Annotated in this window: 23 protein-coding genes; 7 read left to right on the top strand and 16 right to left on the bottom strand. The window is 65.6% G+C overall.

What is annotated here, in order from left to right; genetic code table 11:
• Positions 1–404: 404 nt before the first annotated feature.
• From THIMADRAFT_RS19685 to mtnC, 4 genes are all read right to left on the bottom strand, one after another.
• Positions 405–884, bottom strand: a complete 480-nt coding sequence (locus THIMADRAFT_RS19685) for an RES family NAD+ phosphorylase (protein ID WP_040732685.1) — start codon at positions 882–884, stop codon at positions 405–407.
• A complete protein-coding gene (gene parS, locus THIMADRAFT_RS19680; RefSeq protein WP_007194855.1) occupies positions 881–1,324 on the bottom strand; it encodes a type II RES/Xre toxin-antitoxin system antitoxin in 444 nt (147 codons plus the stop codon). The genes THIMADRAFT_RS19685 and parS overlap by 4 nt, the downstream gene beginning before the upstream one ends.
• Positions 1,325–1,719: 395 nt before the next feature.
• On the bottom strand, positions 1,720–3,156 hold the full coding sequence (locus THIMADRAFT_RS19675) for a pyridoxal phosphate-dependent decarboxylase family protein (RefSeq protein WP_007194854.1): 1,437 nt from the start codon (positions 3,154–3,156) through the stop codon (positions 1,720–1,722).
• 19 nt (positions 3,157–3,175) lie between these two features.
• Positions 3,176–3,868 carry an acireductone synthase gene (gene mtnC / locus THIMADRAFT_RS19670; RefSeq protein WP_233490303.1) on the bottom strand — a complete coding sequence of 231 codons (693 nt, stop codon included), beginning with the start codon at positions 3,866–3,868 and terminating at the stop codon, positions 3,176–3,178.
• Between the two features lie 429 nt (positions 3,869–4,297).
• Between mtnC and THIMADRAFT_RS19665 the strand changes: the two genes are divergently transcribed.
• Positions 4,298–5,740: a DUF294 nucleotidyltransferase-like domain-containing protein gene (locus tag THIMADRAFT_RS19665; protein ID WP_007194852.1), complete on the top strand. Its 1,443-nt coding sequence runs from the start codon at positions 4,298–4,300 to the stop codon at positions 5,738–5,740.
• A gap of 187 nt (positions 5,741–5,927) precedes the next feature.
• Here the strand turns inward: THIMADRAFT_RS19665 and pyk are convergent, their stop codons facing one another.
• From pyk to THIMADRAFT_RS19640, 5 genes are all read right to left on the bottom strand, one after another.
• A complete protein-coding gene (pyk, locus tag THIMADRAFT_RS19660; RefSeq protein ID WP_007194851.1) occupies positions 5,928–7,376 on the bottom strand; it encodes a pyruvate kinase in 1,449 nt (482 codons plus the stop codon).
• A 495-nt stretch (positions 7,377–7,871) separates the two neighbouring features.
• The gene (locus THIMADRAFT_RS19655; protein ID WP_007194850.1) at positions 7,872–8,477 is read right to left on the bottom strand and encodes a flavin reductase family protein; all 606 of its coding nucleotides are present in this window, start codon (positions 8,475–8,477) and stop codon (positions 7,872–7,874) included.
• 31 nt (positions 8,478–8,508) lie between these two features.
• Entirely contained in the window at positions 8,509–8,799 is a 291-nt protein-coding gene (locus THIMADRAFT_RS19650; protein WP_007194849.1) for a polyhydroxyalkanoic acid system family protein, read from the bottom strand.
• A 58-nt stretch (positions 8,800–8,857) separates the two neighbouring features.
• Positions 8,858–9,247 carry a cupin domain-containing protein gene (locus tag THIMADRAFT_RS19645; protein ID WP_007194848.1) on the bottom strand — a complete coding sequence of 130 codons (390 nt, stop codon included), beginning with the start codon at positions 9,245–9,247 and terminating at the stop codon, positions 8,858–8,860.
• Complete coding sequence (locus THIMADRAFT_RS19640) at positions 9,244–9,960, bottom strand: transposase (RefSeq protein WP_007194847.1); 717 nt, start codon at positions 9,958–9,960, stop codon at positions 9,244–9,246. The genes THIMADRAFT_RS19645 and THIMADRAFT_RS19640 overlap by 4 nt, the downstream gene beginning before the upstream one ends.
• A 170-nt stretch (positions 9,961–10,130) precedes the next feature.
• Between THIMADRAFT_RS19640 and prfB the strand changes: the two genes are divergently transcribed.
• The 3 genes from prfB (at position 10,131) to THIMADRAFT_RS19625 (ending at position 13,486) form a co-directional block, all read left to right on the top strand.
• A protein-coding gene (gene prfB / locus THIMADRAFT_RS19635; protein ID WP_007194846.1) for a peptide chain release factor 2 occupies positions 10,131–11,229 on the top strand; the annotation gives its coding sequence in 2 pieces (ribosomal slippage) (positions 10,131–10,205 and positions 10,207–11,229; 1,098 coding nt in all).
• Positions 11,230–11,433: 204 nt separating this feature from the next.
• On the top strand, positions 11,434–12,972 hold the full coding sequence (gene lysS / locus THIMADRAFT_RS19630; protein WP_007194845.1) for a lysine--tRNA ligase: 1,539 nt from the start codon (positions 11,434–11,436) through the stop codon (positions 12,970–12,972).
• A 208-nt stretch (positions 12,973–13,180) separates the two neighbouring features.
• The gene (locus tag THIMADRAFT_RS19625) at positions 13,181–13,486 is read left to right on the top strand and encodes a hypothetical protein (RefSeq protein WP_007194844.1); all 306 of its coding nucleotides are present in this window, start codon (positions 13,181–13,183) and stop codon (positions 13,484–13,486) included.
• A 131-nt stretch (positions 13,487–13,617) separates the two neighbouring features.
• Here THIMADRAFT_RS19625 and THIMADRAFT_RS19620 read toward each other — a convergent pair whose 3' ends face one another.
• The 6 genes from THIMADRAFT_RS19620 to THIMADRAFT_RS19595 form a co-directional block, all read right to left on the bottom strand.
• Positions 13,618–14,082 (bottom strand): LexA family protein, encoded by a 465-nt coding sequence (locus THIMADRAFT_RS19620; RefSeq protein WP_007194843.1) that lies wholly within the window; start codon positions 14,080–14,082, stop codon positions 13,618–13,620.
• Positions 14,083–14,132: 50 nt separating this feature from the next.
• The gene (locus THIMADRAFT_RS19615) at positions 14,133–17,009 is read right to left on the bottom strand and encodes a DUF349 domain-containing protein (protein ID WP_007194842.1); all 2,877 of its coding nucleotides are present in this window, start codon (positions 17,007–17,009) and stop codon (positions 14,133–14,135) included.
• Positions 17,010–17,161: 152 nt separating this feature from the next.
• Positions 17,162–18,040, bottom strand: coding sequence for a hypothetical protein (locus THIMADRAFT_RS19610; RefSeq protein WP_007194841.1), 879 nt, complete (start codon positions 18,038–18,040; stop codon positions 17,162–17,164).
• Between the two features lie 57 nt (positions 18,041–18,097).
• Positions 18,098–18,730 (bottom strand): MBL fold metallo-hydrolase, encoded by a 633-nt coding sequence (locus tag THIMADRAFT_RS19605; RefSeq protein WP_007194840.1) that lies wholly within the window; start codon positions 18,728–18,730, stop codon positions 18,098–18,100.
• A 245-nt stretch (positions 18,731–18,975) separates the two neighbouring features.
• Positions 18,976–19,212, bottom strand: coding sequence for a YdcH family protein (locus THIMADRAFT_RS19600; protein WP_007194839.1), 237 nt, complete (start codon positions 19,210–19,212; stop codon positions 18,976–18,978).
• A gap of 187 nt (positions 19,213–19,399) precedes the next feature.
• Positions 19,400–19,915, bottom strand: a complete 516-nt coding sequence (locus tag THIMADRAFT_RS19595) for an OmpH family outer membrane protein (RefSeq protein ID WP_007194838.1) — start codon at positions 19,913–19,915, stop codon at positions 19,400–19,402.
• A gap of 285 nt (positions 19,916–20,200) precedes the next feature.
• Here THIMADRAFT_RS19595 and THIMADRAFT_RS19590 point away from each other — a divergent pair, with 285 nt between their 5' ends.
• The 3 genes from THIMADRAFT_RS19590 to THIMADRAFT_RS19580 all read left to right on the top strand — a co-directional run bounded on the left by THIMADRAFT_RS19590 (position 20,201) and on the right by THIMADRAFT_RS19580 (position 22,624).
• The gene (locus THIMADRAFT_RS19590; protein WP_007194837.1) at positions 20,201–20,743 is read left to right on the top strand and encodes a DUF2058 domain-containing protein; all 543 of its coding nucleotides are present in this window, start codon (positions 20,201–20,203) and stop codon (positions 20,741–20,743) included.
• A gap of 99 nt (positions 20,744–20,842) precedes the next feature.
• On the top strand, positions 20,843–21,583 hold the full coding sequence (locus THIMADRAFT_RS19585; RefSeq protein WP_007194836.1) for an NYN domain-containing protein: 741 nt from the start codon (positions 20,843–20,845) through the stop codon (positions 21,581–21,583).
• Positions 21,584–21,817: 234 nt separating this feature from the next.
• On the top strand, positions 21,818–22,624 hold the full coding sequence (locus tag THIMADRAFT_RS19580; RefSeq protein WP_007194835.1) for a TatD family hydrolase: 807 nt from the start codon (positions 21,818–21,820) through the stop codon (positions 22,622–22,624).
• Here THIMADRAFT_RS19580 and THIMADRAFT_RS19575 read toward each other — a convergent pair.
• The gene (locus THIMADRAFT_RS19575; protein ID WP_007194834.1) at positions 22,605–24,050 is read right to left on the bottom strand and encodes a cryptochrome/photolyase family protein; all 1,446 of its coding nucleotides are present in this window, start codon (positions 24,048–24,050) and stop codon (positions 22,605–22,607) included. The genes THIMADRAFT_RS19580 and THIMADRAFT_RS19575 overlap by 20 nt on opposite strands.
• Positions 24,051–24,323 lie beyond the last annotated feature (273 nt).

Below are 24,323 nucleotides of genomic sequence, written 5' to 3'. Positions count from 1 at the left end.
TGCGCCGGATGTACATGCCCACACGCTAGCCCATGCGCTGCCGGCTGCCTAGTGGCAGGCCGAAATAATATGGCACTACTTTTCACGGCGAGGTTGCCGTGTACATATGAATCAATGGTATGGGCAGCCTGCGGACAGGAAATCGGACCCGACCGTGTTAAAGATGGGTTACGGGTGCATAGAGATGACCCAATCATTCTGGCAGCACCACGTTAAGCGTTGCCGTATCCACAATAGCAAGGCGACAGCAAGCCTCGTGCGGACGATCCGTGAATACCATGCGCTGGGTCGCTTTTCGCCGAACCTATGGCGGTTTCGGGCAGGTCGTCCCCTGCGCGGTTACTTGTTTCGCAAACGCCGGTCCCGGACACCCGCACCCAGGGGCCGCCGCTTAGATCAGGCATTCAAGTCGGCGGGTCCTTGACCAGACGCCGGTCCAGGACCAAGCTTTTCGGCTCGCCGATCACCACGGCCTCGGCGAAGCCGGGATGGGCGGGATTCAGGATCAGGTTGCGCTCGCCGGGCGTCACGGCGCTGGGCACCGTCAGCCCCACCGAGACGCCTGATGCGGCCCAGGCGTCGCCGATCGATCGCGTCGATGCCGAAGCCGGCCAGGTGGCGTAATCGGCGGGCAGCTCGGCCACGAACTCGCAAGCCAAGACGGCCTCGGGCACCACCTCGAGTTCAATGTATTGCCAGTGTCCCCGCAGGACGTCTTCAGCCTCCAGGTTGACGAGCAGCTCGAGCTGCGCAAGCGACAGCGACTGGGCCGCATACACCATCGAAACACCGGGTGAATTCCAACGCCCGCCGAAGAGCCTCGCACCTTCGCCGGTGAAGGCCGTTTCCAGATAGGCCTCGTCAAGCAAACGAAACCATCTCAAGAAAAAACCCCATGGCGTAATCGGCCGATCAGTTGCTCGACCTCACGCGCACCGATTTCCGTGTCGGCGTAGTCGAGCGGACGCAAACCCGCGAGCGCGGTCTTCGGCGACTTGAGCCAGTCCCGGGCGCGCTCGACGTCGCGCAGCATCTCGGTTGCCAGGGCCAAGAGTCGCTCGATACGCAGCACGCGCTCGGACTCGGCCGGGTCCAGACGACCGGCTTGACGGCGCCGCACCAGGGTGCGGCTCGGAATGCCGGCATAGGCGGCCAGCTCCTGCAGCGACAGGCCCAAGGGTTCGCGCAGGGCCTCCAGCTCGGTGAAGGGCAGGCCACGGCGCACCCGCTCGACCAGCTGGGGTGCCGGAGTCTGCAAGACCTTCAAGAGATCGGCTGCTTGGGGATGGTTTGGGATCGTGATCCCGGTCGCCGTGTTCGTCATGACCATCTACTCCATCAATATCGCCAGCTGGCGTCACTTTATGCGCCATTTGCCATAACGACAAGAGTGCGTTCTCGACGCAACACCAAGACTCAGCCACTGGAGAGACGCGCCGCAGTCGCCATGAGCATGGCGATCACCCGACCGACGTCCTTGGCTGGATCCTGTCCGAGGCGGCGCCGACATCGAAGAGCTTCCTGCACCGGTGATGCCTATTCGTCCATCGCGGGTTCTTGCTTTCCGATCGGTCTTGATGGCCCCGACGAAAGTGCGGGAGGTCGTCAAGGTAGGGGTCGGGAAATCGTGCAGAACGCACCATTAGGATTTGCACGTCCCATGAAACAAGCGCCGGCATGTTGCATTGACGTCCTTTGCGACTTGCGACCTTTGCGGCTTTAACCGACGGCGCCGTCCGACTTCAACGGCTCCATGGCCTGGAGCTGCCCCACCAACCGCTTGACGTCCTCCAGCGTCGTCTCCGGGTTCATGAAGACCAGCCGTAGCCAGCGCCGACCTTGGAATTCGGTGGAGGTGATGTAGAAGTCCCCGTGGTCGAGGATCCCGTCGCGCAGGGTGAGCTGGCGGGCGTCCGTTCCCGGCAGGCGCAGGCAGAGGATGTTCGACTCCGGCGTGACGGCGACCTCGATCCCGTCGATGCCGTTCAGATAGTCATGGACTTGCTCGGCGAGGCGATACTGGTGCTCGACGTAGCGCGCAAGACCCTGCTCGCCAAGCGCGGCGAGCACCATGAAGAACCGCAGCCCCATGGCGCTCTTGGTGCATTCGACGGACCGATGCAGAAAATCGAAACCCGGCTGCTCCTTGTCGTGGAAAAGGTAGCTCGCCTGCTGCGAGAAGGCGCTGTCGATGGTGCGATGATCACGTACCAGCAGCGCCGCGCAGACCGATGGGGTTCGCATCATCTTGTGTGCGTCCCAGGTCAGCGAGCTGGCCAGCTCCACGCCGTCCAGCCGATGGCGGTATTCGGTCGACAGCAACGCCGAGGCGCCGTGGGCGCCGTCGACGTGGAACCAGATGCCGAGCTCGCGACAGAGCTCGCCGATCGGCCGCAGCGGGTCATAGACGCCGACCGCGGTGCTGCAGGCATTGGCGACGAGGGCCAACGGCGTGCGAGCGTCGGCGCGGATGCGCGCCAGGATCTGCGGCAGGGTTTCCGGCCGCATGGCGCCGCGGGAATCGCAGGGGACCCGGTAGATATTGCGGGTGCCGATCCCGAGGATCCCGACGGCGCGGTCAATGCTGTAGTGGTTGCTCTCCGGGGCAATGACAGCGAGGTCGCCTTGGTCTCCCCGACACCAGGCATCGGGGCGAAGGGCGCTGCGCGCGGCGATCAGGGCCGTCAGATTTGCCAGCGAGCCGCCGTGGGTCAGTACACCGCCGCCAAAGGTTCTATCGGCACGTTGCCCTGACTCGGCGGGCGCCGGTGTCCAACCCACCTTTTCGAGCATCCAATTGATGACGAACCATTCGATGGCCGCGGCGCCGGGTCCCATCTCGTAGATGGCCATCGGGTTGTTCGTCAGTCCGTCGATCAGTGCGCCGAGTGATGCAGCGGGGTGAGGCACCGCCACCTGATGGCCCATGTAGCCGGGCTGGTGCAGATTGATGATGCTATCCAAGTAAGCGTCGGTGAACCGCTGCAGAGCCTCGCCCGTGAGCCCGCCCTCGCGGGCAAGACGGACGAGATGGAGGTCTTCGATCAGATCGAGCAGCGGGCGTTGCGCCAACACCGGCGTGCGACGCCCGCGCGCGGCCGCAACCTGACTCTCCAGCGCCGCGGCGACGATCTCGAGGTCTGCGCGGAAGGTCATGGTCTGCACTCAATCCGGTTCATCGAAGCGGAACCTGGTCGAAGCGTGTGGCCCGCCGGTGGGCCGCGGCCGGCCCCGCGAGTCCCTCGCGTACCATCCAGACCGTCTGCCACCCCGCCTCCCGGGCGGCGTCGAGCTCTTCGCGCACGTCCGACAGGAACAGGATGCGCCGGGGAGTCACGCCGATGGCCTCGGCGATGCGCCGGTAGGAGCCAACCTCGCGTTTGGGTCCCGTTCGGGTGTCGAAATAGCCGGACAACAGCGGCGTCAGGTCCCCGGCGTCGGTGTGGCCGTAGATCTGCTGCTGGGCCTGGACCGATCCCGATGAGTAGATGTAGAGCCGTAGCCCCAGCGCGTGCCAGTCCCGCAGTGCCGGGGCCACGTCCGGATAAAGCGGTGTCACCAGCTCGCCGTTGCGGTATCCCTCCTCCCAGATGAGCCCCTGCAGGGCCTTCAGCGGCGTGACCTTCTGGTCCCGCTCCATCCAGTGGCACATGCGCACCACCACCGCCTCGTCGTTCCACACGCCGCCCGCCTCCCGCGCCTCGTCCATGATCGCCGCAACCTCGGGCTCGTTGCGGTGCCGACGGACGTAGTTCGGCAGGCGTTCGCGGGCGTAGGGGTACAAGACGCCGGTCGCGAACGCGACCGACGTGGTTGTGCCCTCGATATCCAGCACTATGGCCTCGACCGGCATCATGTCTGCTTTCATCCTGTCGGTGGAGATTCAAGTCGAAGTCCGGAGTGTAACGCCGGGTCATGCGTTGCGGGAAACGACTTCAGATCGGGCCGACAGGCCCGCGCCGGGGCATCGGTATCGGCGATCTTCCGCGGCTCCAGGGCAGGGTGCAAGGCCGCCGGAACGGCTGCGCTGTCGTGCGGCTCGTCGGCGCCGGCGTCGCCAAATGTGCTGTGCTAACTCGGTTTTTTTACCCTCGCGCCAGACACGGCGGTGACGCCGCTCGTTCCGTCTCGCGTGATCGGGTTCCCCGGGCTAAAGTGGCGTGTGCGGATTCGGCCGATGCCTGTCGGATCGATCGGTGTCGCGGGTGCATCGAATCGCGGATGGAGAGCCTTACGGCTCGACAGGTACGTCAACCGTTGTCGCAGTGTCGTCAAACTCAATCGCTATCGAGGCCCAATGTCCGCTGATAATGTTTTTTTTGTTCCCGTCAGGGACCTGTGTCAACGCGATGTCGTGACCTGCGAGCAGGATGAGTCGTTGGTTGCTGCCGTCGAGATGATGAGCGAGCGGAATATCTCGAGCATCGTCGTGTGCTCGGATCAGGTGCCGGTCGGCATGGTGACGGACCGCGATCTGCGCAACAAGGTCGTGGCGCGGGGGCGGGATCCCGGCGAGTTGCGCGTGAGCGACATCATGAACAGCCCGTTGGTGACGATCGGCGAGAACGACTATCTCTTCGAGGCGCTCCATCTCATGAGTCGACGGCGTATCCACAGGCTGTGTGTCGTGGATGCGAGTGGTGCGCTTTGCGGGATCGTGACGGACTCCGACGCGTTGCGGCTGCAAAGTCGCTCGCCGCAGCAGTTGATGAAGGAGATCGAGGAGGCGGCTGACGTCGATGATCTGAAGGTTCTGCACGAGAAGTTGGAGAAGCTCGTCGTGCATTTGGCGGGCACGGGCGTGGCGACCAAGGATCTGGTGCAGACGGTGGCACATTTGAACGACCGCATCCTGGTGCGTTTGATCGAGCTGGTGCGCACCGCGCGCTACCCTGATCTCACCGACCGCTTTGCCTTCCTCGCGCTGGGGAGTGAAGGTCGGCAAGAGCAGACACTCTCCACGGATCAGGACAACGCGATCGTCTACGCAGACGATCTGACGGAGACAGAGCGCGAGCGCCTCGCCGCCTTCAGTGTCGACCTGATCGATCATCTCGTGGGGATCGGCGTCCCGCCTTGCCCGGGCGGCATTATGGCGAAGAACGAGGCGTGGCGGCGCAGTCTCTCCGACTGGAAGCGTGTCCTCGAGAGATGGCTGCGGACCCCGTCGCCCGAGAACATCCTCTCGGGCAGCATGTTTTTCGATCTTCGCACCCTTTACGGAGACGCGAGCTTCGAGGCCGACTTGAAGGCCCACATCACGGCGCAGTTGCGCGCCAATAACCTGTTTCTCGCGTACAGCGCCGCCAATGCGGTCGGGTTCAAGCCGCCGTTGGGTTTTTTCGGGGGGATTAAGCCGGAGCGGCACGGACCTCACCGCGGCAGCATCGAGTTGAAGAAGGCCGGCATCTTTCCGATCACGGAGGGTGTCAAGGCGATGGCCTTGCAGGCTGGCGTCGGCGACGGCGGTACCCGTGGTCGTGTGTTCGGGCTGGAGGGGGCAGGGATCCTGCGATCGGAGCAGGCGGAGAGCCTGATCGCGGCCCTGGACTTCCTGGTGACCCTGCGGCTTCGCGCACAGCTGCTCGCGCTCGAGGAGGACCGCGAGCCGAACAACTATCTACCGCTCGAGCGCCTGAATCGAATCGAAGAGGGGCGTCTGAAGCTCGCGCTCGAAGAGGTCGGACACTTCCAGGGGTTTTTGCGAAGCCGCTTTCATCTCAATCAGATGGGGCGCTGAGCCGGTCCTCCGAGCGCGCGTTCGTTGCCTTGGGGGATGGGCGGGGATTGCCGCGCTCGCGCATGGGCGCCGCATGAGGAGGCGACTCGAGTCGCGCCCCTACAATCCCCTTTGAGCCCCGACGGGCCGGAAGGGTCTCTTCCGGCGATCACCTTATGCCCTCGATCGTGATGTCGTCCGGCCGGGCTCAATCACAGTGCTGCCCGGGCGGCGCCTCCAGCTCCAGGATCTCCATCCGATAATTTCCGCAGGGGTTTTCAATGGTCGGGCCCTGGGTCAGCAAGACCAAGCCTTCGCGGATCCCGCGCTCGTAGAGCCAGTGCCGCACGAAGCTCGACCAGTCGGAGCGGTCGGACTCGACCTGAATCGGATGGATGCCGTAGGAGAACTGCAACGCCTGACAGGTGGCCGCATTCGGGCTGAAGGCGATGATCCAGACCGGGAGTCGGAAGCGCGCGACATTGCGTGGCGTGCTGCCGGTTTGAGTGGGGACGACGACCGCCTGCGGGGCGCTATCTTTGATGGTGTGGTAGACGCTGGCGGCGATGAGGTCCACAGCTCGCATCCGACCGGAGCCCTGGAATCCGTCCATGGCGCGCACGAAGGGCTGCTTGCTGCGCTCCGGCTCGACGTGAGTGGCGATGCTCGCCAGCATGGCGACGGACTCGATCGGGTAGCGCCCCATTGCCGACTCGGCGGAGAGCATGACGCAGTCGGTCCCGCCCAGGATCGCATTGGCGACATCGGTCGCCTCGGCGCGGGTCGGGCGGCGGAAGGTCACCATGGATTCGAGCATTTGGGTGGCCGTGATCACGGGTTTGCCGAAGCGATTGGCGAGCTCCGTGATCTGCTTCTGCACCACGGCGATCCGCTCGATGGGGATCTCCACGCCGAGATCGCCGCGCGCGACCATGATGCCGTCGGCGGCACGCAGGATGGCCTCGAGATTGTCGAGCGCATCGGCGCGCTCGATCTTGGCGATGATGAAGGGGGCATAGCCGATGGCGTCGGCCGCGCGGCGCACGGCAAGGATGTCGTCGTCCGTGGCCACGAAGGATTGACTCACCGCGTCCAGGCCGTGCTCGGCGGCGAAACGCAGCCAGCCGTGATCGTCCTCGGTGAAGGCACTGATGCCGAGATTGATGCCCGGAAAGTTCAATCCTTTGCGCGAGCGCAGCTCACCGCCGACGCGCACGCTGCAGCGGATCTCCGAGCCCTCGACCTCGAGGACCTTCAACAGGATGAATCCGTCGTTGAGAAAGAGTCTGTCACCCGGCTGCACCGCCGCCGGGAGGTCGAGAAAGCTCATGGAGACGCGCGACTTGTCGCCGACGATGTCCTCGGTCGTGAGGGTGAGGATATCGTCGCGCTGCAGCTCGACCGGCTCCTCGGCCAGATCGCCGATGCGCATCTTGGGGCCGGGTAGGTCGCCCATGATGGCGACGCGCCGCCCGGTGGCTGCCGCCGCCTCGCGGATGCGCCCGATCAGCGCCCCGTGATAGTGCGGATCACCGTGGGAGAAGTTCAATCGGGCTACGTTCATGCCGGCCTCGATCAAGGCCCGGAGCATCTCGGGCGAATCCGACGCCGGGCCGATCGTCGCGACGATCTTGGTCTTGTGGTTGGGAAGTTGCATGTTTGAGTCTCGTACTGCGGGAGGGTTTGGTGCTCGGGCGATTCGGTCGTGGTTTCGGGCGGAACCGAGCCGAGCGTGGCCGGTTGCCCGTCATCTAAGCATAACCCGCGCCAGATGTCAGATTTCGATCGGGCGCGAGTGCCTGCGGGGTCGCGGTTGCACGTCGGGTGTTTCCGATGGCACGCCCCACCGATCGCCCGGCGCCCGAAAACGCGCGGCGGCTGTCGTTATACCGACGCACTGTGATGTTTGTGTGTCGTCGAGTCGATGTGGGCCGGACTTCCGTCCGGCCGTGATGCAGCGGGAGGGCGTCGGACTGAAGTCCGACCCAGGGCGGAGCAGGTCGACTCTTGCGGCTTCACCTGACGGGGCCTGCTCGGAGCTGCTGCTGCATCGACATGCGGCGCAGGGCGCTGCAGGGTCGACGTGACCCCTCGGAGCGGGTGTTACGGCCGGCTTGAGGCTTGGGTGAGCAGCCGCATCGACGACGTCGCCTTACCCGTCATTACCAGATCGACGCCAGGCCAGGATCGCCGCTCGATCGGTCTCTTGATCTTTCGCGTAGAGGCGTTTCAGCTCGGCACGATCGGCCTCGGGTGCATCCCGCAGCAGAGCCGCGACCGTCAGGACCGGGCCGCGTCGCAACACCGCGCCTGCGGTCACCTCGGCCAGGTAGGTGGTGCGGTCGCCGATATCCATGCGCGCCTCGACCCGGCAGTCCATCCACGACATGGCCTCTTCGATCAAGGGCGAGCCCGCAGGTGTGTGGCGCCGGGGCCGGTCGGCAAACTTGTCGAGCTGGTGTCCCGAGGCGAGCCCGAAGCGCCGAACGCTGGCGATGTCGTCGGCTGCGATCAGATGCAGCGCGAAGGATCCGCTCGCCTCGATCAAGCCCCAGGTGTGATGGTGCTTGGCGACCGCGACGAGCATACGCGGGATCTCGTGGACGATGGATGCGCGCGTTGCGGCGGTCGCGATGAAGCCGCCGCGGCGCGCTCCGTCGCGCGCCGTGACGAGCCACAGCGGCGGGTCGTAGAGATGGAAGACGTCATTGATCGCGCCGATCGCCGCCGGGGTTTGGGCGTGCGTCCGGGATCTCATGTCACCTCGACCGGCCGCTCGGGGACGCGTGTCAGACCGAGGGGAGGCACGGAACCAGGCTGTCGAGCTTCTCGGTAATGCCCTGCTCGATCCGGTCTTTGAAGGGTCTGAGCAGGAATCCGAGCGAGACCTCGAGGATCAACAGGGTCTCGGTGACCTCGACACGTCCGCTTGCACCCGGCCGTGTGAAATCGAGCCGATTGCCGTTCCACGCACATCGGGCATCGAGCTCGTCGACGAGCAGACCCGCGAGGGTCGCGACCTGCTCGAGTGCTCGATCGAGTCCCAGTGTGTGCTCGCGTTCGATGAAGATATCGGCCATGCAGATATTGTTGGTCCGTGTCCGGGGGTCGGTCAAGCCACTTGCGACGCAGCGCGGGTCAGGTCGGCGGGTCGGGATCGATGTCCAGATAGGCCTCCGGTACGAAGCGCGGGGTACAGATGGCCAGGAAGACGAGGTCGCCGTCCCCCGTGTTGGCGATCCGTTGGCCCCGATCGGCGGGGATGTAGACCAGATCGCCCGGACCGACGGACTGCGGCGGAATGCCCTCCACCTCGACGCGGCCCGACCCCGAGAGGATCAGATAGCGCTCGGCGATCCCGGCCAGCTTATGCAAGCGGGTCGTGACGCCGCGCTCGACCCTCGCACGGGCAACGGACAGCGTCGGGTCGTCCGCGCGATTCCAGGTCTCGAGGATGAAGCAGCCTTCGTCCGTGAAGAACTCATCGGCCTCGCGGGGCGAGTGGATCAATCCGAGTGTCCGGCTCATGCGCGTCCCGCCGCGCGTCGATAGGCGGCGGAGCGTCGGTCCCCGCCGCGTTGCCGGGGCAGGGCGCGCCGGTTCAGTTTCGTCTCGATCGACTCGCAGAAGGTCTCGTCGCCGAGCACCCAGGCCTTGTTGGTGGCATCCCGAATCCGGGCCAGGAGCGTCTCCTCAAGCGGCTGCTCGGCCTGCGCGGCATACGCGGTGCGACGGGCCTTCGTGCTGCGTCCGAGTCGATCGTACTCCGCGTGCGGCGTCACCAAGGGGTCGTCCTCGCCGAGTGCGTTCGCGCCGTAGCTCGACCATCCGTAGTCGCCGACGCGCTTCACGAGTCCGGCCCGCACCGGATTGGCCTCCACGTAATGACTGACGGGGACCAAAAACTGTTTGGGGTCGAGCAGGGTCGCGCGATAGCGGCCTTCCCAGAGCGTGCCCGTGCGCTCGTAGCGGGCGTTGAAGTGCTGGACATAGTAGCGGCCGACATACTGCATCAGTTTGCCGACACCGTTCTCCAGGCGCGGCGTGAGCAGGAGATGGAAGTGATTCGGCATCAGCACGTAGGCATGCAGGTCGCATTGGAATTTCTCGGCGGCGGCGCCGATCTTCTCCCACATGAACCAGTAGTCTTCTTCCTCGTAGAGGATCCGCTCGTGATTGTTTCCGCGCTGGATGACATGCTGCGGATAGCCGGGCAGGACGAATCGGGGCAAGCGTGCCATGGTTAGGGTCGGAGCCGGTTGGTTGACCTATTCCTGAGTATAGAACCGATCGCGAAAGACGACAGGGGTCAGGTCGGGCAATGGCGTGCCCGGATCGACGCCGATTGCAACATCCGCACGCACTCGCTCCGGCGGCGTATACTTAACGATTTTTCCGGACGGATATCCCGATGCTCGACATCAACCCGATCGCCCACCAAATCAGTGACCTCAAGGGACGTGTCGAGTCCCTTAGGGGGTATCTTTGACTACCCCGAGCGCAAAGAGCGTTTGACCGAGGTCCTGCGCGAGCTGGAAGACCCGACGGTCTGGAACGATCCGGAACGTGCCCAGACCCTCGGGCGCGAGCGTGCCACGCTCGAAGCCATCGTGCTCACGATCGACGAGCTCACGACCGGGCTCGTCGATGCCGACGATCTGCTTGCGATGGCCGCCGAGGAGCAGGACGAGGAGACGCTCGACGCGGTTGCGAAGGACTTGGAGCAGCAAGAGTCCAAGGTCGCCGTGCTCGAGTTCCGCCGCATGTTCGCGGGCGAGATGGACGCGAAGAACGCCTATGTGGACATCCAAGCCGGCTCGGGCGGGACCGAGGCACAGGACTGGGCCGAGATGCTGTTGCGCATGTATCTGCGCTGGGGCGAGCGCCGCGGCTTCAAGACCGAGCTGCTCGAGGTCTCGCCCGGCGAGGTCGCGGGCATCAAGTCGGCGACCATCCAGTTCTCGGGCGACTACGCCTTCGGCTGGCTGCGCACCGAGACCGGCGTCCATCGCCTGGTGCGCAAGTCGCCGTTCGACTCGGGTAATCGCCGCCACACCTCGTTTGCCGCCGTCTTCGTCTCGCCCGAGGTCGACGACAGCGTCAACATCGAGATCAATCCCGCGGATCTGCGTATCGACGTCTACCGTGCGAGCGGCGCCGGCGGCCAGCACGTCAACCGGACCGAGTCCGCCGTGCGCATCACCCACAACCCGACCGGGATCGTGGTCCAGTGTCAGACCGATCGATCGCAGCACAAGAACAAAGACCACGCGATGAAGCAGCTCAAGGCCAAGCTCTACGAGCTCGAGATGCAGAACCGGCGCGCGAGTCAGCAAGCGATCGAAGACACCAAGTCGGACATTGGGTGGGGCAGCCAGATTCGCTCCTATGTCCTTGATCAATCAAGGATCAAGGATCTGCGGACAAACGTGGAGATCGCCAACACTCAGTCGGTGCTCGACGGGAATCTGGATCCCTTTATTGAGGCGAGTCTGAAGAGCGGTCTCTAAGATTGAACCGCGTCCGGGTGTGTTCCAAAGCCGGGGGTGCGGCTGCGGCGTCGCGGTCTCCAGGACGCTCCGAGCCGACGCGGTTCAAGATGTTAAACATTTCAATTCTTAAACCGCTTCTGCTCAGACGCACGTTGGCGTGCAGTTCACTCGACGAAGCGGCGACATGAGCGTGTTGCGACGGAAGCGGTTTAAGGGGGATCGATGAGCGAGCAAGACCAGAACACCAATACGACGGCCTCGCACGAGGACGCGGTCGACGAGCACAAGCTGATCGCGCAGCGGCGCGAGAAGCTGTCGCAGTTGCGCGCCCAAGGCCCTGCGTTTCCGAATGATTTTCGGCGTGACGTGGTCGCGGGAGAGCTGCTGGCCGAATACGGCGAGCGGGAGCCCGAGGCGATCGAGGCACTCGGGCTGCGCGTAAAGGTCGCCGGCCGGCTGATGAGCCGACGCGTCATGGGCAAGGCGAGCTTCGCGCATGTGCAGGACATGTCCGGGCGCATCCAGCTCTTCGTCCAGCGCGACCTGGTCGGCGAGGACGCCTATGCCGTCTTCAAGCGCGACTACGATTTGGGAGACATCCTCGGCGCCGAAGGTCTGCTGTTCAAGACCAAGACCGGCGAGCTGTCGATCAAGTGCGACAGCATTCGGCTGCTGACCAAGGCGTTACGGCCGCTTCCCGAGAAATTCCATGGTCTAACCGACATGGAGAGCCGCTACCGCCAGCGCTATCTCGATCTCATCATGAACGGCGGCACGCGCGACACCTTTCTCATCCGCACCCGCGTCATCCAGTTCATCCGCGACTATCTCAACGCCCGCGGTTATCTGGAGGTCGAGACCCCGATGATGCAGGTCATCCCGGGCGGTGCGGTCGCGCGCCCCTTCGTCACGCATCACAACGCATTGGACATGCAGCTTTTTCTGCGCATCGCGCCCGAGCTGTTTCTCAAGCGGTTGGTGGTCGGCGGTCTGGAGAAGGTCTACGAGATCAACCGCAACTTCCGCAACGAGGGGCTCTCCACGCGTCACAACCCCGAGTTCACCATGCTCGAGTTCTACGAGGCCTACGCGGACTATCGCGACCTGATGGACCTCACCGAGCAGATGCTGCGCGCCATGGCCGAGCAGGTCCTCGGCCGCACCCTGATCCACTATCAGGGCGAGGACTACGACTTCGGTCAACCGTTCGCGCGGATGACCGTCCGCGAGGCGATCCTGCACTTCAATCCGGATCTCGGACCGGGCGATGTCGACGACCTCGACGGCGCTCGCGCGGTCGCCGCCCGACTGGGGATCGCCCTCAAACCGGGCTGGGGTCTCGGCAAGGTCCAGATCGAGCTGTTCGAGCACACCGCCGAGCACCGTCTGATGGCCCCGACCTTCATTACCCAATACCCGACCGAGGTCTCTCCGCTGGCCCGTCGCAACGACGAGAACCCCTTCGTCACCGACCGTTTCGAGTTCTTCGTCGGCGGACGCGAGATCGCCAACGGCTTCTCGGAGCTCAACGACGCCGAAGACCAGGCGGAGCGCTTCCGCCAGCAGGTCGCCGAGAAGGACGCCGGCGATCTCGAGGCGATGTATTTCGATGCCGACTACATCCGCGCCCTTGAGCACGGCATGCCGCCGACGGCGGGCGAGGGCATCGGCATCGACCGCCTCGTGATGCTCTTCACCGACTCGCCGTCGATCCGCGACGTGCTGCTGTTTCCGCATATGCGCCCGGAGGCCGGCGGCTGAGCCGATCGGATAGATTCGGCTCGGCGCCTCCGACCCGGTCCGTCACAAGCTTGCCGGCGGGCCGGTTTCATCCGTTTCGGTCTACGCTGGCACGGACGCCGGCAGCGACGGTCAGGCTCTGGATTCGATCAAGCCGATGCCCCGCGCGGCATCGACAGGCGTCGCGCCCCTTTCGATCGATCAGGCCAGGGTGGATTGGAGGAACCCAATGAACAGGAAAGCAAGAACCGCTTGGCAGACGGCGCTGCCGATCGTCGCCGTCACATGGACGCCGCTCGCGAACGCCGACACCGAGATCTGGACGCCCATCCCCGGAACCGAGACACCGGACTACGGCGGTCCGCTCATGATCGAGCGCAACGGCATCGTCTACCCAGCGATCAAAGGCACCCGCACCCCGGCCTATGGCTCGAACGAGCGCCTGATCATCCGCGACGGCAAGCTCTACGACGCCATTCCCGGCACCAACACGCCCGACTACGGCTCGGAGCAACGCTTGCTCAGAACCCGCTGACCCGCGTCCGATCCGCACCTTCGCCATCGCATCCACAAGCGGAAAGCGGCCTTCCGATGAGGGGCGACCGAGGTTGCGCCCAGCAAGAGCTCCAGGCATGCGCAGCCTGGAGGCTTACGTCCGGAAATCGGCTAAGCGGACATGACCACGACACCCGAGACGACGCCGAGTATCTCGATGTCGCCGTCGTGCAGGATGAGCGGCTCGATGTCCGGATTGGCGGGCTGGAGGCGGATGCGGTCGTTCTCGGGGTAGAAGCGTTTGAGGGTGACACGCTCGCCGTCGATGCGTGCGACGACGGTCGTGCCGGTTTCGGCTGTCGGGCGGGGGTCGACGATGACGATGTCGCCGTTGTGTATGCCGTCTTCGACCATGGAGTCTCCGCGGACGCGCAAGGCGTAGGATCCGGCGCGCGTCATGTGCGTGGGGACGACGATGGTCTCGGGGTCTTCGAGATGCTCGATCGGGGACCCGGCGCTGACGGTGCCGAGCAGCGCGAGCTCGACGCCGGGGTCTTCGCTCGGGTTGCGCGGCTCGCACGCCGGGTTCCAGGTGCGGTGCCGGCGTTTGCGGTGTGGTGAGTCGGAATCATCCATCGAGGGTATCCCGGGGGCAGATCCTGTGGTTTGGCCGTCGTTCCGCCGTTTCAGACCCTTGCCTCGCGCGTTCCTCCGGCGAGGGCCTGGCGGATACGTTCGAAACGGCTGTCGAGGCCGCTGGAACGGGGCGCGGGACCGCAGAGATACCACTCTTTGAGGAGTCTGGCGCTGCCTTGCAGTGGATCCTCCTCGCCGTCGACCATGCGCTCGGTCAGGCGTGCGACCTGAAATTCCAGGCGCTGTTGGGCAAACTCGGGCGGGGTCTCGACGCCTGCGAGGATCTCGAGCTGCAGACAGAGCTGGATCAGGCGCGCGGCATTGGCATCGTAGCGACTGCGCAGCGCGGCGAGCTGCTCGGGTTCGCGGGCGGCGGCGAGTGCGGACGCGAAGCGCGCGGCGATGGCGTCTTGGATCTCGTTGTCTTGTTGCCGAGGTAGTTCCGCCCAGGCCTGCTCGGCCGCTTCCGGGGCGAGCGGCGGGTCGGTTTCTCCGAGGAGTCCGAGCTCGAGACGCTCGCAGAGCTCGGCTTGGCGTTGCAGCAGATCGAGTGCGCCTCGACGCTGTTGGTCCTCGCACTCGCGCTGGTGCTGCTTGAGCGCCTCGCGGGTCTCGCGCCAACGCTCGTTGAGCGGGCCGGCGCTCTGGCGCGGGACGGGCATGGACTGGGCGTCGTCCCAGCGGCGTTCGAGCTCGCGTAGCTCGGTGCGGAGCCGTTTCGGATCCTGCTCGGTTCGGGCGAGTGCGATGGCGTCGTTGCAGATGCTCTCGCGCGTGGCGAGATGCTCCTTCATCTCGTTGGCGTGTGCCTGGTGCAGCGCGGCGCGACGCTCGAAGATGGCGTCGCAGGCGCTGCGGAAGGTCTGCCAGAGCTTGTTCTCGTCCTTGTGGCGCGCCGGCACGGTGGTGTGCCATTCGCGCTGGAGTGCCTTGGTCTGCTCGATGGCGGCGTCCAGATCGGGCTCGTCCACCAAGGCTTCGATCTTGGCGATCAGCGCGTGTTTCATCGCCTGATTGTGTTTGCGCTCCGCATCCAGGCGGCGGTCGAGCTGCTTGAGTGCTTGGCGGAAGCGCCCTTCGAGCGGCTTGAAGTGGCGCGGGTCCACCGGTCCGATGGAGGCCCAGGTGTGGCGGGTTTCGCGCTCGGCGCGCAGGACGCGTTTCCAGTCGATGCGGTCCCAATCGACCTTGGAGAGGAAGTCTTCGATCTGGTCGCAGACGGACTCGCGCGCGGCGCGGTTGGCCTCGCGCTCCGCCGCTTGGGCCTCGAGGTAGGGGCGGCAGCGCTCTTGGACGGCCTCGCATGCCTTGTGGAAACGCTCGGCGACGGCGGGGTTGGCGCGCGGTCCGGCCTTCTCCAAACCTTTCCAATCCATGCGCATGGTCTGGAGTCGCTCGCTCAGGGCTTGCAGCGGCAGATCGGCGTCGATGAGCTGCTCCATCTCCTCGCAGAGACCGTCGCGATGCTGATCGGCACCCCAGCGGCGCCAGTGCTGAAGGTCGCGCAGACGCGGTGCGAGCACATGCAGGCGTGCAGCGATCTCCCGGGCGGCGTCCTTGGGCAGTGCGCTGGCCTCGACCAGATCCAGGCCGGCACGCAGGCTTTGGAAGAGCGGGTCGGCCTTCTTCAGCTCGCCGCCCTCGAGGTGTTTTTCCAGCTCGGCGAGTTTTTCGGGGAGCTGCTTGAGACGGTGCTCGGCGTTCTTGCGTTGGGTCTTGGTGCGCGATTCGAGGCGCTCGACGAGTGCGAGGAAGGCTTCGGTCTCGGCGGTTGCGGGGAGCTCGGCGGCGAGTGCGCGCGCCTGCTCGATGAAGGTCTTGGTCGCACGCAGATCGAGCGCCTTGGGCTCGTCGATGAGCTTTTGTGCCCGATTGCTCGACTTGTGCAGTTGGGAGAGGCGCTTGCGTTGATCGCCGAGCGCCGCACGTGCGGCGTCGACCGCGTCCATGAGCCTGCGGTAGCGTTGGTCGAGGGGCTGCTGGCGCTGCGGCGGAAGGGCGTCGAGGGCGTCCCAGGCGGTGGAGATCCGGTCGCACAGGGCGCGAATCTCTTGCTCCGTGGTCAGCGCCGGTGCCTCGGCGAGGGAGTCGAGCAAGGCGAGTCGTTCGGCCTGCAATGACTCGTGTGCCTCTTCGGCGGCGACCCGGGCGGCGGTCTCGCGCGCGTGGCCGCCGAAGGCCCGGATGAAGCGCTCCCGTGCGCTTTCGTAGCGCGTGCGCCAGTCCGGCTCGGCCTCGTCTCGGATCTCGGCCCATTGGCGGTCGAGCAGATCGAGGATGGCGCGATCCTGGTTCCACTGCTCGAGCCGCCCGAGACGCTCGGCCTTCTGGCAGAGCTCTTCGCAGAGTGCGCGCACGCGCAGCGGACGCTCTTCGCGCTCGGCGATCAGGCGAAGCTTCTCGCGCGCGCTGCGGTAGACGTTCTTGTCGCGTTTGCCGATCTGGCGCACGACCTGCTCGAGGGCGTCCTTGGTCGCGATGCGCTCCACCGCGGCGCCGCGGTTGGCCGCGAGGGGATCCTGAACCGCGCAGAGCGCAAGCACCTCGGCAGAGGCAAGTCGCTCGATCGCGGCGCGACGGACCTCGGGATCGAGGCCCTGGACGGCGACCTGCTCCAGGATGCGTGCATCCTCGACGTGCGACAGCTCCGCGACGCGCGCGGCAACGCCGATCGCCTCGGCGGCGAGCTCCGCCGGCTGGGTTCGGCACAGGAGATGGCGATAGCGGGCAGCGGCGATCTCGCGCACGCCGGCGTCGATGTCCTCGGCGAGGATCACCCGAAGATGGGGCAGGGCGACGAGCCGCCGCGTGGCCTCGCGCCGCACCGCAGGGTCTTCATGGTTGCGGGCGCGTTCGGCCAGAACCTCCTGGTCCTCGTCCTTGTGTGTCTCTTGTCGTTTTTTCTTGAGAAAGCGCTCGAATAGCATTTGATACCCGCCAACCGTTGCCCACGGACCGACCATTGTACTCAGAAACGCGGCCGAACGGCCCGACGACTGTAGACCTCGTCGAGCACGGCAGATGTGTCGAGCCCGTGCGTCGTCATTGTGGTTGTCGTCATCGTGGTCGTATCGATGGTTTAGGTCCGGCAATGCGCGGGCAGGATCTCGAGAAGCGGCGCGTCGGCGGCAGGCAGTGCGATCCCGGCGTCCTCGGCGATGAGTCGAAGGACCGGAATGAAGGGGTATCCCGCGCCGGTCTCGGCCTTGGTCTCGAAACAGGCCTCGTAGGCGTCCGCGACGCGCCGTACGAGGCGATGCGCCGTCTCTTCGATCGGATCCTCGGCCTGTGCGGCGGCCGCCGGTGCGGGCGTGGGGTCCGAGGAGGAGGCGGGCGGGGAGATGGACGACGCGGACGGCGTGTCGAGGGCCGCGGCGGCCTCGGCGATGCGCTCGACCTCGCGGCGGACCGCATCCAGATAGGCCTGGCCATGGGCACGGTCGAAAGGGTCGGAGTTGCGCAGGCGGTTGCCGATGGCCTCGCGGGACCGGTCGTCGAGCGCTCCGAGCCCTCGGACGAGCCGACGCGCGGTCTCTGCGAGCGCCGCGAGGGAGGCGCTTGGATTCGAGGTAGGCTCTGCGGCGGGGCTTGCCGACGGCCCGGCGGCCGGTTTCTCTGCCGGGCGGATCTTCTGCTCGGCCGCGATCGCAGGTTTCTCGTTGACGCGGGTCTTCGTCGAGGGCGCTCGACAGCTCGCGATGCCGTACTCGACGGCGGCGGCGAACAGCTCGCGACTCTCCGGATCACCGACCGCGTGATCGCCGAGGCACGCGAGCAGGGCCGCGCGAGCCGACTCGGAGAGTCGGTAGGGTTCGAGAAAGTGGGCCTTTTTGGTGCGTTTCAGTGCCGTTTGCGGCGGCGCGTCGGGCGACTCGGCTTGCGGGTTGCGCAATGGACGGTTGCGCGGCGGACTGCTCTTCCGGCCCGATGTCGGCGTGGAGATACCTGGTTTTCGCATGATGCCGCTCCTTCCGCGGGCCGCTGCCCGGTTGCGGACGTTGCTCGGCGAACGCGCCTATTCGCGAACGAAGGGGTTGGTGCGTCGTTCCTCGCCCAGGGTGGACATCGGGCCGTGTCCCGGGATGAAGCGCACATCGTCTCCGAGCGGAAACAGGCGCTCTCGGATCGAGTCCAGGAGCTGGCGATGGTTTCCGCGCGGAAAGTCCGTGCGTCCGATCGAGCCCTTGAAGAGGACGTCGCCGACCTGGGCCAGCCTGCTCTTTGCGTCGAAGAAGACCAGATGGCCCGGGGTATGACCGGGGCAATGCAGGACATCGAGGGCCTCATCGCCGAGGGTGATGCGATCGCCTGCTCGGAGCCAACGGTCGGGCTCGAAAGCGGTGACGGGCGGGAACCCGAACATCTCGCATTGCTCGGCCAGCGCATTGAGCCAGAAGGCGTCGTCGGGATGCGGGCCCCAGATCGGGATGCCGAGCGTGCGCGAGACCTCGGCGCTGGCGCCGACGTGGTCGAGGTGGCCGTGGGTGAGCAGGACGGATTCAGGCTCGAGCTCGAGCGCTGCCACTTGGGCGAGGATGCGCTCGGCCTCGCCGCCGGGGTCGACGATGACCGCCGCGCGAGTGCGTTCGCACCAGAGCAAGGTGGTGTTCTGCTGAAAGGGGGTCACGGGGATGATGCGAAATTGCACTGGGGTCTTGCTCACGCGGAAGGGTCTGGGTTTCCGCGCATGGTTTCATCTGGTGTCCGGGTTGTCCAGGACGCAATGAGGGGCCTGGACGGGATCCGATTCTCGCTGACCTGCACGATGGCCGGGGACAGCTGACGTGAGGGCGGAACGCCGTTCGTCCGATATCGAGGGCGCGTTACGGTCGGGTTGCCGGTGCCGGGCAGCCCGACTCGGGGACCGCGTTGTTCGGCAACCCGAATGCGCCGTCAGGAGCGCAGAATACCGTAGAGCGTGTCCTTCAGCACCAGGCGTTCCTTTTTGAGCTCCTCGATGGTCTCGTCGGCGACGGGCGTGCCGAGCTCTTCGAGGTCGCGTACCCGCGCGTCGAGTGCGTCGTAGTCATCCATGAGTCGCGCGAATTCGGCATTGTTGGAGCGCAGGGTCGCGATCTTCGTTTCGAGATCGGGGAACTCGTGAAGGAGGTCGTGTGATTCGCCAAGCATGATGTCCGTTCCTCAGAAGGGTGCAATAACCCGCGCAGTACTCGCGCCGGTGGTCGTGTGGTCGGGGCCGCTCCGGCCGCCGGATGCAAGCGCAGCGGCGATTTCGGCTGGGTGCCTGAAAATGATACCGCAGCGCAACGGGTCGGACATAGCCCGTTCATACCGAATGCTCCGGATGCCTGCCGATTTACTTGGTGTTCGCATCCAGGTGTTTGATGACCTCGGGGGTCAGGTCGAGCGTCTCGTCGATGTAGAGCAATCCGGTCATCCCGGGCTCGACGACCATGCCGATCTTCTTCTTCTTGGCGACGGCGGTGATGGAGTCCCGCGCCGGGCCGATGATCTCTCGGCTCTTGGTTTGCTGGACCTTCATGATCTCCTCCTGGATCGCGTTTGCCTTCTTCTGGAAGGTTTCGATGCGTTTTTGTACGTCGGCCTCCTGCTTACTGACCTGATCTGCGCTCATCAGCGGGGCATCGCGCTCGAGCGACTGTTGGAGCTTGCGAATTTCCTGCTCCTCGGCGGCCATCTCCTGGCCGCGCGGCTCGAACTTTTCACGCAATTGATCTTGCAGACGCTTGCCCAGCTTGCTCTCCTCGAGGACTTTCTGCATGTCGACGTATCCCAGCACGTCGGCGGCGAAGACATGGGTCGGCACGATGATCGACAGGGCAAGCGCGACAACGATTGAAAGACGGGGCATCAGCAGAACTCCGAGGGTCCATGAACGAGTGGGTGGGAGGATACGCGGTCCAAGAGCATACAGCGGCGAGGCCGATCGCGGAACGGTGCAACGGCGGCGCGCGGGATTCTAACCCCGGTGTTCGCCGGGGGGAACTTTCGGGCAGGCGCAAGGACGACGCATGCTTGCGTCGCGGGCGCGCCTGTCGGATCCTGTCGTCCGGCTCGGGCGTTCGGGTATCCGCCGCCGCCTCGCGGACGTGGGCGGACCGGGCGATCGTCGACATCTTTTTCGGAGATCCACACCGTGGGCAACTCGTTGCAGGACCAATTGCTCAAGGCCGGCTTGGTCGACGAGCAGAAGCTCAAGCAGGCCCGTTCCACCAAGCACAAGAAGACCAAGCAGCATGCCGGTCCGCGGAACGCGGCGGTCGACAACGAGGCCCGTCAGGCCGCCGAGCGTGCACGTCGCGAGAAGCTCGAGCGCGACCGCGAGCTCAATCTGCGTCGGCAGGAGGAGGCGGCGTTGCGTGCCGCCGAAAACGAGATTCGCCAACTCATTCACACCCACCGCGTGGTGCGCGATCGCAGCGATCTGGCCTTCAACTTTACCGACGGGACGAAGCTCAAACGCATCTACGTCGACAAGGAGCAGCACGCGAAGCTGGTCGCGGGAACCCTGGCCGTGGTGCGTCAGGATGCCTTCTACGAGGTGGTTCCCGCGGAGATCGCCGTTCGGGTGGCCGCGCGCGATGCAAGCCTGGTCCTGGTCCACAACAAGTCCGTCGAGGAGAAGGACGCGGACGATCCGTATGCCGACTACCAGGTCCCGGACGACTTGATCTGGTGACGACGGTCTGCGCCGCGTCTCGTCTACCCTCCTGACGAGCACGCTCCGAGTTGCTCGGAATCCACTGATTTCAAAGATCGATCGACAGGAAGACCGCGGATGTCGGATATCGCCAATCTCAAACTTGCCGTGCTCATCGATGCAGACAATGCACAAGCGAGCATCGTCGAGGGGCTTCTCGCCGAGGTCGCCAAATACGGCACGGCCCACGTCAAGCGTATCTACGGGGATTGGACCCTGCCCAATCTGGGGTCCTGGAAGGAGACGCTGCTGCGTCACTCGATCCAGCCCATGCAGCAGTTTCGCTATACCAAGGGCAAGAACGCCACGGACGGCGCCATGATGATCGACGCCATGGATCTGCTCTATTCGCGCAACTTCGACGGCTTCTGCATCGTTTCGAGCGACAGCGACTTTACCCGTCTGGCCTCGCGGCTGCGCGAATCGGGCATGACCGTCTACGGCTTCGGCGAGCAGAAGACACCCGAGCCCTTCGTCGCGGCCTGCGACAAGTTCGTCTACACCGAGGTGTTGCGCGAGGGCGCCGGCGGTGACTCGACCACGCGCAAGAGCGGCAAGGATCTGCAGCGCGATGCCAAGCTGGTCAACCTGCTGCGTGCGGCACTCGACAGCGCGGCGGACGACACCGGTTGGGCCGGGCTCGGGGCGGTCGGCTCGGCGATCGCCAAACGCAGCCCCGAGTTCGACTCGCGCAACTACGGCTATGCCAAGCTCAGCGGGCTGCTCAAGGCGATCCAGCTCTTCGAGATCGAGGAGCGGCAGGTCGGTCGCGGACCGCACAAGGCGTTGATGGTGCGCGATCAGCGCTCGGCGGCTTAAGCCGCGTCTGTCGCGGTATGGGCGGGTTTCGGGTGAATCCGGGTCGAGCGCATTCAGGGCGCCGGAGCGGACGCGGCTTAAGGTGATTTCGGGAAGAGGAGCGACCGGCCTGTAGGGTGAACGAGCGAGAGCGAAGGGCACCGAGCCCTGCGGCGGCGCTGATGGATTGCGCGTCGCTTGTTCAACCTACGCGCTTGCCCGCCCTGCGGCGCTTCTCGGTCCGGGAGGCGACTCATGATCGATACACACTGTCATCTGGATGTTGCCGAGTTCGATGCCGATCGGGATGCGGTGTTGGTCCGGGCGCGCTCGGCTGGCGTGGCCGCGATCGTGGTTCCGGCGATCCATGCGGCGGGTTGGGACGGTCTGCTCGCGCTCTGTGCCTCGGCGGACGATCTCTATCCGGCGCTGGGTCTGCATCCGCTCTTTCTCGACCGGCACCGTGACGCCGATCTCGATGCGCTGGAGCGTGCGATCGCCGAGCATCGGCTGCTCGCGCTCGGCGAGATCGGTCTGGACTATTTCCTGCCCGAGCTGGATCGGGCGGGTCAGCTGGCGCTGTTCGAGGCGCAGTTGTCGATTGCCAAATCCGCCGGTTTGCCGGTTCTCCTGCATGTGCGCAAGGCGCACGACGACGTCTTGACGGCCCTGAAGCGGATCGGTGTGCCGGGCGGTATCGCGCATGCCTTCAACGGCAGCATCCAGCAGGCACATCGGTATCTGGATCTGGGCTTCCGGCTCGGCTTCGGAGGGATGTTGACCTTCACCCGCTCCTCGCGTCTGCGCCGTCTGGCCGCCGAGCTGCCGGGCGAGTCGATCGTGCTCGAGACGGATGCGCCGGATATGACGGTGGCTGCGCACCGGGGGGAGCGCAACAGTCCCGAGTATTTACCCGATGTTTTGCAGGCACTGTCCGAGGTCAGGGGCGAGTCGCCCGATGTCTTGGCCGCCCTCACGACGGCCAATGCCCGCGCGGTCTTGCCGGGCCTCGGCGGGATCGAACCGTCCGGTTCGCGCCGGGTCAGCGCCCCGCCGCCTTGACGACCTCGTAGGCCGCCAGAGCCGCTTCCCGCGACGCCTTGAGATCCACGATCGGGGCCGGGTAATCGCGCCCGAGCCGGATGCCTGCGTGCTCGAGCAGTGCGCTCGGGGCGGTCCAGGGTTGATGGATGTACTTGTCCGGCAGCCGGGCCAGCTCCGGGCACCAGCGTCGGACGTAGGCTCCGCTCTTGTCGAAACGCTCGCCCTGCAGGACCGGATTGAAGATGCGGAAGTAGGGCGCGGCGTCCGCCCCGCAGCCGGCGCTCCATTGCCAGCCGAGGCTGTTGGCGGCGAGATCCGCGTCGACCAGCGTGTCCCAAAACCAGCGTGCGCCGGCCTGCCAGGGCAGGCGCAGGTTCTTGGTCAGGAAGGAGGCGACGACCATGCGCACCCGATTGTGCATCCAGCCGGTGTGCCAGAGCTGGCGCATGCCGGCATCGACCAGCGGGATGCCGGTCTCCCCGCGTTGCCAGGCCCGGAGCAACCGATCGGCATCCTCTTCGCGCCAAGGTAGAGCGGCGAAGCGGCGATCCAGCGGCTCGTCGGTGGTGTGCGGGTAGTGATAGATCAGATGGTGAGCGAATTCGCGCCAGCCGATCTCGCGCACGAAGGTCTCGACCGGATCCGCGGTCGGGTCGTCCCACTGCTCCCTGACCATGGCGAGGACCCGCCGCGGACCGATCTCGCCGAAGTGCAGGTGCGACGAGAGCGCGGATGTCCCGGCGAGGGCCGGCAGATCGCGCGCGCTCGCGTAGCCCTGGATTCGGCCCTGCACGAAGGCGCGGGCTTGCTCGAGCGCGGCGGTCTCGCCGGGCGTCCAGGTCTCGCGCAATCCAGTGTCCCAGGGGATGCGCGGCAGTAAGGCGAGGTTTTCGAGGGGGAGCGAATCGGGCGACTCGGGAGGCGGCGGCAAGGTCGTCGGGGCGGGCAGGGGGCCGACATCGGAAAGCCGAGCGCCGCAGCGGCGCCAGAAGGCGGTGAAGACCCGGTAGGGCTCGCCGGTGCCGGTGGCGATCTCCCAGGGCTCGAACAGAAGGGATGCGTTGTGGCTCTCCGCACGCAGGCCATCGGCCCGCAGGGCCTGTTTGATCCGCCCATCGCGATCACGCGTGGTCGGATCGTAGAGACGATTCCAGTGGATCCGGGTGGCGCCGGTCGCCGCGACGATGCGCCGCAGCTCGGCGAGGGCGTCCCCGCGTGCGATCAAGAGCCCAGTGCCGAACGTCTGCAGAGCCTGGTCCATGCTCGCCAGGCTGCCGTGCAGCCACCACCGGCTCGCCGCACCGGGCGCCCAAGGCGCCTCCGAGTCTGGATCGTGGACATAGACGGGTACGAGTCTGTCGCAGTCGATCAGGGCCGCTTGCAGCGCTGGATTGTCGTCGAGACGCAGATCGCGACGGAACCAGAGGATGACGGTGCTCGGCATTGAGGGATTCGGTCTCGGGTCGATTGGGATCGGGTTGTGGGGTGTTCGGGATCGAGCCGCCTGGTGTCACGCTTGCACTCGGAGCGACCGCCGGACGTGTCGGCCCCCGCCCTCGCGTTGCCCGGGCTTGCTCATACACCTGGCCAAGTCGCCAAGGGTGGACAAGCACAGCGCAGTCCACCAGCGCCGGCGCGAGACGCGGTGGACTTCGCTCTCGCTCGTCCACCCTACGCCGCTTGTCCACCCTACGGCCGGGATTTTGTAAGGGCGAGC

The organism is Thiocapsa marina 5811 (assembly GCF_000223985.1).
GTDB classification, from domain to species: Bacteria; Pseudomonadota; Gammaproteobacteria; order Chromatiales; family Chromatiaceae; genus Thiocapsa; species Thiocapsa marina.
The sequence above is the reverse complement of the archived record's forward strand: the minus strand, read 5'-3'. Positions and strand labels throughout refer to the sequence as shown.